Genomic DNA, 9,972 nt, shown 5'->3' with positions numbered 1-9,972 from the left:
AGATTTTATTGGAATGGATGTCACTTCTGTATTTCGCCCAGAAAAAATGACCAATTTGATCAGTATAAAAAACAGGTTGGTTATTCACTATTTAAGGACTATATACTATGAACAAAATTATATACATCCTGTCGGGAGCATTTTTGCTGCGATTCAAAAAAATGAGAGTCTCCTAAAGTTTCCTTCGATAATATCAATGCTTAATATCAATCTTCTTTTTAATCCACTAAATCTTCCGGGAATGGGAAGTGGTATACTTGAAGATATTATGAGTATTCCAGATAGTTCACTTAGAAAACGTCTCGGGTATGAGGTTTTAAGCTTCTCGCTACAGGCACATTCATTGAGCCAGGAATGTATTGATAAGTTGGACATTTTTTTCGCTGACGATCTGTTTAAATATGAGTCAGTATGCATCGCCGCGATGGAACATTTAAAAAGTAAGGCAACGGCCCCTATACAAAACGGACCGTTGCCAGCATAAGAATTAATGGTGTGCCAGTTCGGCGTCGTCTTCGCTATCCAGAATGGCTTTATCGGTTTGCTTCAGCCACTGGCTGGTCAGCGTGCCAGCTGTCATCGAGCCACTAACGTTTAGCGCCGTACGGCCCATGTCGATAAGCGGTTCAACGGAGATTAACAGCGCCACCAGGGTTACTGGCAGGCCCATCGCAGGCAGCACAATCAGTGCGGCGAAAGTTGCACCACCACCGACACCGGCAACGCCTGCGGAGCTAACGGTAACAATACCGACCAGCGTCGCAATCCACATCGGGTCCAGCGGGTTAATGCCAACCGTAGGCGCAACCATCACCGCCAGCATTGCCGGATACAAACCGGCGCAGCCGTTCTGACCAATGGTCGCACCGAAAGAGGCGGCGAAACTGGCGATGGATTCAGGAACGCCCAGACGACGCGTTTGTGCTTCCACATTCAATGGGATAGACGCAGCACTGGAACGGCTGGTAAAGGCAAACGTCAGCACAGGCCATACCTTACGGAAGTACTTCAGCGGACTCACGCCATTAATGCCCAGCAGAATGCCATGCACTGCAAACATAATCAGCAGACCGAGGTAGGACGCGACAACGAAACTTCCCAGTTTGATGATGTCTTGCAGGTTAGAACCTGCAACCACTTTGGTCATCAGCGCCAGAACGCCGTAAGGGGTCAACTGCATGACCAGGCGAACCAGCTTCATGACCCAGCTTTGCAGGGTATCGATAGCGGCTAAGACTCGTTCACCTTTCGGCGCATCATCCTTCAGCAGTTTCAGCGCAGCTACACCGAGGAATGCGGCAAAAATTACCACGCTGATAATTGACGTCGGATTGGCTCCGGTCAGATCGGCAAACGGGTTTTTCGGGATAAAGGACAAGACCAGCTGCGGAACGCTCAGGTCAGAGACTTTACCAACATAGTTACTTTCGATGGCGTTCAGACGTGCAGTTTCTGCACCACCCTGAACCAGACCTTCAGCCGTCAAACCAAACAGGTTGGTGACCAGCACACCGACCAGCGCCGCAATCAGCGTGGTAAACAAAAGCGTACCGATGGTCAGAAAACTGATTTTGCCTAACTGAGATGCGTTATGCAGACGGGCAACCGCGCTCAGAATAGAAGCGAAGACTAACGGCATAACGATCATTTGCAGCAGTTGAACATAGCCGTTACCAACGATGTTAAACCACTGTACAGAATCTTTAAGTACCTGGCTGTCAGAACCATAAATGGTATGCAGGGCAAGGCCAAAAACCACACCCATCACCAGACCCACCAGCACTTTTTTCGCCAGACTCCACTGTTTATGGCGGGTCTGAGCCAGCGCAAACAGCAGTACAACGAACACCACGATGTTCGCAATTAATGGAAAGTTCATCCCCGTTCTCCTGATCTTATTATTTCTATCACTGCGTAGCAGTCATAGTGTTGGCGCAAGATTAACAGAACTGTGAGCTGGCTCTTATATTCAAATGGAATTGCTTATTCCAGAAAGGTGATTTTTGCCTTTTTAGTATTCAACCTGATGCTTAATAAGCCGATGAAACTGGATCTGCAAGGTATTGATCATTTGCGATGACCAACGAACAGCGCTGTTCTCGGGTAATGAATGGGGCATCCATACCGACCAGACAAATAATGCCATGCAGATAAAACGTTCCAGTTGGTTACCCTTTTGGGGAACCAGGATAGGCAAGCGGAAACGCCAGCGGCATGGCCAGAGCAGGGGAACACCGGCGGGTGTCAGCATATCGGCAAGTATGTGGCTTAAATAACCCAGCACCATTCCTTGTAGCGCATCAGCCGGAATGAACCAGCTTTCAGGAACCTTAAGGTAAAAGGTTGCCAGCAGCGCAAATACCGCCAGCAGACTGTGGGTAAAACCACGATGCCCAAAAGCGCGGGCGATCGGTTTTGATATCCACTTTAATCGCTGCCCAAGAAACGACTTTGGGTGATCGATGTCCGGTAACAAACACGTCAGGATTGCGGAAGGGACAATATGCCACCAGTCACCCTGTGCCAGCACGGGCGTCAGCTCGGCATTTTTGGCAAATACCGCACAAGCAATAGAAAAGAGAAGGTGACCTTCCGCCGTCATGATAAAACTCACTAAACTGTCGATACGTACAGTATAGGATTTTTATACAGTGCACGGAAGTGGTGACGGTGTAACTCTTTCTCTTAAATTGACGATTAATCCGTCAGTTGAATGCAAATTCAGATAAAGAACCAGGGGCAGCGTGATCACTGCCCCTGGTCATTAACCGAGAAGGTCTTTTGCGGTGAGTTCTGTCAGCGATGAGAGTTTGACGTTTGCTAATACAAAACGTGGATCATTTTGCTCTTCTGGCGCAGGAACGACGATGGAACGCATGCGGGCTGCTTTAGAGGCGATCATGCCATTTACCGAATCCTCCAGCGCTACGCAGGTCAGTGGGTCAACGCCCAGTTTTGCTGCGCAGTCGAGATATACTTGCGGATGCGGCTTGCTGTAAGGCAGTTTTTCGGCTGAGGCGAGGGCATCGAAACTGTCGCGTAAGTCAAACATGGTCAACACTTTTTCCAGCATATGTAGTGGTGACGCGGAGGCCAGTCCCACCAATAAACCTTGTTCTTTGCATAACGCAACGGCTTCGCGCACGCCTGGTAATAATGGACGTGTCTCTTCAACCAGTGAAATGGCACGGGCAATAACCCGTTCTACTACTTCCTGACGGCTTGGCCCATTCCACGGTTGCCGGGCGTACCAAAGATCGACCACCATATCGATGCGTAAACCTAAGGTATCCGGCAGCTCGTTACGACGGGAGATATCCACCCCCAGGCTTGCCATCACATCCAGTTCGGCTCGATCCCATAAAGGTTCTGAGTCGATAAGTAATCCATCCATATCAAAAATTGCAGCAAGAATCTGACGCGGGGTTGACATTACAACCTCTCCTTTAAAGCATTATGTGTAAGGTATTAAGCCGTGCTTATGATTAAGCGCCTATCATATCGCCTTTAAAGAATGGGCGAAAACAGATATCTACAGGTAAACTAAGTGAAACGACGCGTCTTAATCAAGGAGAACTCATGACGTATCAACAAGCTGGACGCATTGCTGTTTTGAAAAGGATTTTGGGTTGGGTGATTTTTATACCTGCATTGATCTCTACATTGATTTCTTTGCTGAAATTTATGAATACCCGGCAGGAAAACCAGGAAGGCATTAATGCGGTCATGCTCGACTTTACTCATGTCATGATCGATATGATGCAGGCGAATACGCCTTTTTTGAATCTGTTCTGGTATAACTCCCCGACGCCCAATTTTAATGGTGGCGTGAACGTTATGTTCTGGGTGATTTTCATCCTGATTTTTGTCGGACTGGCGTTGCAGGATTCCGGTGCCCGGATGAGTCGCCAGGCGCGCTTCTTGCGGGAAGGTGTTGAAGATCAACTCATTCTGGAAAAAGCCAAAGGGGAAGAGGGGCTAACGCGTGAACAAATTGAGTCCCGTATTGTTGTTCCGCACCATACTATTTTCCTGCAGTTTTTCTCACTGTATATCCTGCCGGTTATTTGTATTGCTGCAGGTTATGTGTTCTTTTCTCTGCTTGGGTTTATTTAATCAAAAGGCCGCACGGAGCGGCCATTATCCTCAACCCATATCATGCTGCTAATAATCTATCCAATGACTGCTGAGCAATAACCAAATGCTGACCGCCAAATAACCTTGCACGATTTAACAGCGTGTAGAGTTGGTAAACCGGTTGACGTTCAAGGAAATCGGCAGGTAGCGGGGATACTGACTGATAGCCGTCATAGATTTGTGGCGGCTGTTCAGTATGCAGCGGTAACATCGCCAGGTCGCACTCTCGGTCACCCCAGTAGCAGGCCGGGTCGAAAATGTACGGGCCATCCGGACCCAGCGCACAGTTGCCGGACCATAAATCGCCGTGCAACAGAGAAGGCTGCGGTTGATGTGAGGCGAGACGCTGCTGAATATGCTCTACGATGGCGTCGATATTGCCGAAAGCGATCCCTTTTTCTGCTGCCAGTTCCAACTGCCAGCCAATCCGTTGTTCAGCAAAAAACGTTGACCAGCGACGTTGCCAGGTGTTGGGCTGTGGAGTTGTGGAGAGCGCGTTATCGAAATCGAGGCCAAATTGTGGTTGGTCACTCCATTGATGTAAACGCGCAATTTGCTGACCAAGAATAAATGCGCTATGCGCATCCAGCGGACGAGGTGGGAGATAATCCATCACCAGAAAACTGTAGTCACGGTCAGCGCCAACTGCCCAAACCTTAGGCACGGTGACGGTTTTACTACGCGACAGTAACTCCAGTTGGTCGGCTTCGGCGGTAAAACCGGGAAGCAGTTCCCTTTCATCACATTTGACGAAAAAGTCATGTCCTGCATAGCGCAAATGCCATGCGGCATGGACTTCTCCGCCAGGCAGTTCATTACGCAGTTCGATTTCGCCTTCACCTAACTGCTCGCTCAAAAGACGACTGATTGCCTGCCACATGATGTCTCTCCCATGTTGTCTGCCAGATCATAAGGTTAGCGCAAGAATGCGGTGTAAAAACACGAGCTAACGCACACCACAGACTGATTATTGCCCAAAAACCATTTATTTTCTGTTGCTATTCCATTCCTCCCAGGTCGTGATGGTGATTTCAGGATCTTTGCCGGTTGCACTTTGGGTAAGCCCCGAAACCAGTTCTCTAATTTCTTCTTCACTTTGGGTACTGATAAGTCCAAAAGTGTTAGTCCCCAGCTCATGGATATTTCCCTCATCATCCGTCATGGTGAGCAAAAAACCGTCGCGAGTCAGGTAATTATTCAACTCGTTAATTTCAGTCAATGTATCCTCATGCAACATGACGGTTATGACATAACGGACAAGATCGCCACTGGCCATAGTTCACCCCTTTGTTATCACATGACTTTTGAGCATAGTCGGAGAAACGCGTTGCCGACAGGTTGGTGATGATTCCCCCAATGCTGGGGGAATGTTTTTGTTAGCGGGAAAGGTAAGCGTAAATTTTTTGCGTATCGTCATGGGAGCACAGACGTGTTCCCTGATTGAGTGTGGCTGCACTCCCCGCAGCTACGCCAAAACGAACCATCTCTTCAAGAGAGGCATTTTCTGCCAGTTTCAGTGTCATCGCGCCGACCATGCTGTCACCAGCGCCAACGGTACTCTGGCTTTTCACCGGTGGTGGCACCACCTGAATGCAGTTTTCACTATCAACACCCAGTGCTCCTTGTGGACCCAGGGAAACGACAACCCGTTTGGCCTTGCCGCTATTAACGATTTCCTGCGCGGCTTTGCGGACATCGTCTGGCTGGGTGAGTTCGCGATTCACCAACGCACTGAGTTCTTTTTGGTTAGGCTTAACCAACTCGATGTTACCAATCGCCAGTGCTGCACTTAACGCTTCGCCAGAACTGTCGATGATGCAGCGGATCCCTTGGTTTTGCGCAGCGGAAATCAGTTGGGTTAATTTTTCCAGCTTCACACCTGGCGGCAGGCTTCCGCTTATGACCAGGATGGCCCCGGATTCAATTTCCAGAACTTGCTCTTCAAGCTGGCGAAACTCATCTTCATTTAATGCCGCGCCTGGCATAACAAAACGATACTGCTCACCGCTTGCTTCCACATGTACGTGTAAATTCTGCCGGGTCCAGTCTTTGGCTTCTACAGTAGCGACGGGGACATTTTCATCCGCCAACAGTGAAACCAGGTGTTCGCCGGTCGCGCCACCCGCCGGGAAGATCGCTGTGGCACTGCCTCCAAGATGGGCAATGGCGCGGGCGACGTTGATGCCGCCGCCCCCGGGTTCGAACACCGGTGCGGTACAGCGCAGTTTTCCTTCGGGATAAATTTGCGGGGTAATTGTTGCGCTATCGAGAGAGGGCGCAAGTGTCAACGTATAGATACGTACCATCATTTCCTCCTATAGGCTGATTTCAGTCTGGCACCGAATCAGCGGAAAGTGAAGAAATTAACAATATGATTTATTGGAGCTTTATTTAAAATTTTGCAGATAAATATATATAAATAAAAATCTGTTTTCGCCACATGCTTATTCAAAAAATGAAATAAGAATACATTGCTAAGTTATTCGCGCCTTTTTATAATTCGTTACCTTTCCAGGGACGCTAATCTTTGATCCTTAAGAAAGTTTCCGGGACCGCGATGGTCTCTTTTTTTGTTGTACGGACTCTTGATAAATGAAGCTTTTGAAGACAGTTCCTGCCATCGTTATGTTGGCGGGGGGCATGTTTGCGTCACTGAATGCAGCTGCCGATGATTCCGTTTTTACTGTCATGGACGATCCTGCCAGCGCTAAAAAACCTTTCGAAGGTAATCTGAACGCAGGATATCTTGCACAATCAGGCAATACGAAAAGCTCCTCACTTACGGCTGACACCACCATGACCTGGTATGGACAAACCACTGCCTGGTCGCTGTGGGGGAACGCCAGTAATACTTCTTCTAATGATGAGCGTTCTTCAGAAAAATATGCGGCGGGCGGGCGTAGCCGTTTTAATTTAACTGATTATGACTATTTATTTGGTCAGGCAAGCTGGCTGACAGACCGTTATAACGGCTATCGAGAGCGCGATGTGTTGACCGCGGGTTATGGTCGTCAGTTTTTGAATGGCCCGGTACACAGTTTCCGCTTTGAATTCGGTCCAGGTGTGCGTTACGACAAATATACCGACAATGCCAGTGAAACCCAGCCGCTGGGCTATGCCTCCGGGGCTTATGCATGGCAGTTGACTGACAACGCTAAATTTACGCAGGGTGTTTCGGTCTTTGGCGCGGAAGACACAACGCTGAACTCCGAAAGCGCATTAAATGTTGCTATTAATGAACATTTTGGACTGAAGGTGGCTTACAACGTCACATGGAACTCTGAACCTCCAGAGTCTGCACCGGAACATACCGACCGTCGGACAACCTTATCGCTGGGCTACAGCATGTAAAATTATCTGCCGGACCGTGTTATGCGGTCTGGCTGTCTTCGTTTGTCACTGCTCAGCCCCAAATCATTGCTGCCCAACGTAGCAACAACATAGCGCCACAGATTGCCAGTAGCACCACCACCATCTTCCAGTGTTTTTTATCAAAGCGTTTAGTCGGCATACCAGTGTCCTGCATATCTCTTGTGCGTGATAACGGAGTGTAACAAAAGGGACAGGCATCAAGGGATTTTTTGTTATTACAGCCGTCGGGTGGCGTTGTACACCTGATCACTGTTTCTGCGTTTTATGAAAAAATAAAATTATGTATCGATATATAAATATCGTAAATAGCTGGTTATAAATACGTCTTTAGTTCACCGGCACTAAAACTCAGGCTTTGGCTGATTACATTTATAGCAGCATAATATGTTTCTACAGTTTTATAATGATTATGATGAATGGCTATATGAACAGCTGACATGTTGTCATGATTTTTAGCAGCCAACAGTGTAAATAACTGATGTTGACTAAAAGAATGTTTTTTTGCAAAAGCACCCAGCGTCGATATATAAGATAACACGACGTCTTCATTACCCTTGCTCATGGCGATGTATAATGCAGGGGTTCCCTGTGCTGTAGCTCCTTTTAATAAATCCATGATGTTAGCTTTGCTTAACTTGTATTTAAAGGCGATGCCATTAATTTTAGAGAGGAACCGTGTGACACACAAAGGGTGATTATTTTCCATTGCGGCATATAATCCTGGCTCACCATCATGTATTTTCATGGCTAAAATACTCATCACCAGTTTTTTGTTTAGAAGCTCTTGTGCTATTGGAGTGGTTAATGCATTCAGAAAGATATCGATTATTTCATCGAATCCATACAACATGGAGATATAGAGTCCAGGTGTTTCGTTAGCACTTTTAGTTTGCAACAATTTAACCAGATTATCTTCATGAATGATGTGATTATCTACCAGTGACTGAATTTCTTGCATAAATATTTTTACGTTGTCAGTATGTCCGTTCATCATAGCCAAAAATAAAGCAGGTGTACCAACGCTATTCTGCGCAGTTATTATTTCAATGATTTCTTTTTCAGGGAGTATGGGCAACTGTCTGAATAATGTAATAAGCTGTTGAGTCTGGCCTGTGGCCATTATTAACAACATTGCCGATGGATGTATAGGGGCAAATGGCATTCGTGTCGCGATACCCGTGAAAATAGCCCCTGGAACTCCCTCAGGTAATAGGGGCAGAATAGCAATTGCACAGTTGCGAACATACCTATCAGCCCAGGTCTGAGCATCGGGACCTGAACTGATGAACTTATCAAGCGAGAGAAAGCCCCGTGCTGTCCTGTGGGTGCCTCTGACGGCAACGTTGGTATCGTTCGGGTCGTAAACGGACACAACATAATTTAATTGCCCATACGCCGACTGCTTTATTCGTAGCCTTACTGACAAAGTATGATTGTCTATATATAAAATCGCAGACATATGACTGACATTGTTTGCCATCATTCGACAGAAGAAAATATCTAAAGCGAAGCCAAAATCCTTACTCGCGATAACGCGACTCCCTGCAGGAGGATGGCGAAGTAATGCTCTGAACTCCGCGTCCCGGACTAAGGGGACATGCTGTTGTATGGATTCAACGGAGGAGTAATGTTTAATCAGGTTGACTTTGCCTTCTCCATTTCCCAGTGAATCAAGGGCGTATTGCAATGACAGATGGCGACAAAAAATAGCGTCAGAAGGAGATTGCGAAAAAAATGCACTACCATTGAGATTTACTGTTGGTTGTATAGTTTTTTCTCTATGGATTTTTTTAGACAGTTTCATACAATGGTTACGATTTTCGGCAGTTAACTGTTCCTGTTCAATATAATCCAGTATGCTTCGCAAATGGTTAGCTTTAATAGGCGTGGTTTCCAGTAATAAGGAAATGATTTCTTTTTTATAGTGTAATGTAATGAGTATATTTTCTGCATGGATGGGTGAAGTGGCAAAGTTAATGGTAAAAAGGGCAGTGGAATAACAATTTTGTGATATTTTTCGACAGATTGCGGTAAATTCCTGAGTAACACAGTATGACAGCATCGAACTTAAGTCAGAGGTATCAAGTAGGGTGATGAGTTGGCGCGCAAATTGATTAATAGGCTCTGATGAAGGCGTTGGTATGTCGCTATCGATGTGCATTCTATGAGGAGACTTATAATGAGTTCTGATAATAATGTCGTTTTGACTCATAATCTATTCGCCTTATATATGTCTGGAGGTTTTGAGGATGATGATTAATTATTATCGCCAGAACGAAATGTGCACGAAAAATTGCTATAAGAATTGTGTCACTTTTATCATTGTGATATGACCACTTCGTCATTAATCTCATGATCGTTTAAATACTACCGCCAAATCATGCAACGAACTTTGCTGGATTCAGTTTATGCTGCTGTAAATCCGCTCGCAGTAAACCTTTCAGACGCTCCGTGATGTTATCA

Annotated in this window: 10 protein-coding genes and 1 pseudogene; 3 read left to right on the top strand and 8 right to left on the bottom strand. The window is 46.5% G+C overall.

Features of this window, described 5'->3' with window-relative positions; translation table 11 throughout:
• Window positions 1-484, top strand: a pseudogene (gene ydjO / locus OQV04_RS17125) (protein YdjO); the annotation flags it as partial.
• 3 nt (window positions 485-487) lie between these two features.
• On the opposite strand, the gene tcyP reads toward ydjO, so the two are convergent.
• The 3 genes from tcyP to hxpB form a co-directional block, all read right to left on the bottom strand.
• Window positions 488-1,879, bottom strand: coding sequence for a cystine/sulfocysteine:cation symporter (gene tcyP, locus OQV04_RS17120; RefSeq protein ID WP_001010696.1), 1,392 nt, complete (start codon window positions 1,877-1,879; stop codon window positions 488-490).
• A gap of 132 nt (window positions 1,880-2,011) precedes the next feature.
• Window positions 2,012-2,602, bottom strand: a complete 591-nt coding sequence (locus tag OQV04_RS17115) for a metal-dependent hydrolase (RefSeq protein ID WP_001295408.1) — start codon at window positions 2,600-2,602, stop codon at window positions 2,012-2,014.
• 162 nt (window positions 2,603-2,764) lie between these two features.
• On the bottom strand, window positions 2,765-3,433 hold the full coding sequence (hxpB, locus tag OQV04_RS17110; RefSeq protein WP_187227339.1) for a hexitol phosphatase HxpB: 669 nt from the start codon (window positions 3,431-3,433) through the stop codon (window positions 2,765-2,767).
• 146 nt (window positions 3,434-3,579) lie between these two features.
• Between hxpB and OQV04_RS17105 the strand changes: the two genes are divergently transcribed.
• Window positions 3,580-4,116: a YniB family protein gene (locus OQV04_RS17105; RefSeq protein WP_000222172.1), complete on the top strand. Its 537-nt coding sequence runs from the start codon at window positions 3,580-3,582 to the stop codon at window positions 4,114-4,116.
• A gap of 40 nt (window positions 4,117-4,156) precedes the next feature.
• Here the strand turns inward: OQV04_RS17105 and OQV04_RS17100 are convergent, their stop codons facing one another.
• From OQV04_RS17100 to pfkB, 3 genes are all read right to left on the bottom strand, one after another.
• Window positions 4,157-5,017, bottom strand: a complete 861-nt coding sequence (locus tag OQV04_RS17100) for a fructosamine kinase family protein (protein ID WP_000267650.1) — start codon at window positions 5,015-5,017, stop codon at window positions 4,157-4,159.
• Between the two features lie 105 nt (window positions 5,018-5,122).
• A complete protein-coding gene (gene ghoS / locus OQV04_RS17095) occupies window positions 5,123-5,413 on the bottom strand; it encodes a type V toxin-antitoxin system endoribonuclease antitoxin GhoS (RefSeq protein ID WP_000146159.1) in 291 nt (96 codons plus the stop codon).
• A 100-nt stretch (window positions 5,414-5,513) separates the two neighbouring features.
• On the bottom strand, window positions 5,514-6,443 hold the full coding sequence (gene pfkB / locus OQV04_RS17090) for a 6-phosphofructokinase II (protein WP_000251735.1): 930 nt from the start codon (window positions 6,441-6,443) through the stop codon (window positions 5,514-5,516).
• 286 nt (window positions 6,444-6,729) lie between these two features.
• Between pfkB and OQV04_RS17085 the strand changes: the two genes are divergently transcribed.
• Entirely contained in the window at window positions 6,730-7,488 is a 759-nt protein-coding gene (locus tag OQV04_RS17085; RefSeq protein ID WP_000771396.1) for a DUF481 domain-containing protein, read from the top strand.
• 52 nt (window positions 7,489-7,540) lie between these two features.
• Here OQV04_RS17085 and yniD read toward each other — a convergent pair whose 3' ends face one another.
• Both yniD and espL1 read right to left on the bottom strand, forming a co-directional pair.
• The gene (gene yniD / locus OQV04_RS17080; RefSeq protein WP_001142445.1) at window positions 7,541-7,648 is read right to left on the bottom strand and encodes a small membrane protein YniD; all 108 of its coding nucleotides are present in this window, start codon (window positions 7,646-7,648) and stop codon (window positions 7,541-7,543) included.
• A 174-nt stretch (window positions 7,649-7,822) separates the two neighbouring features.
• Entirely contained in the window at window positions 7,823-9,721 is a 1,899-nt protein-coding gene (gene espL1 / locus OQV04_RS17075; RefSeq protein ID WP_032280980.1) for a type III secretion system effector EspL1, read from the bottom strand.
• Window positions 9,722-9,972 lie beyond the last annotated feature (251 nt).

The sequence above is a fragment of the Escherichia sp. Lx600-2 genome (genome assembly GCF_036662595.1).
In the GTDB taxonomy this organism is placed as follows: domain Bacteria; phylum Pseudomonadota; class Gammaproteobacteria; order Enterobacterales; family Enterobacteriaceae; genus Escherichia; species Escherichia coli.
The sequence above is the reverse complement of the archived record's forward strand: the minus strand, read 5'-3'. Positions and strand labels throughout refer to the sequence as shown.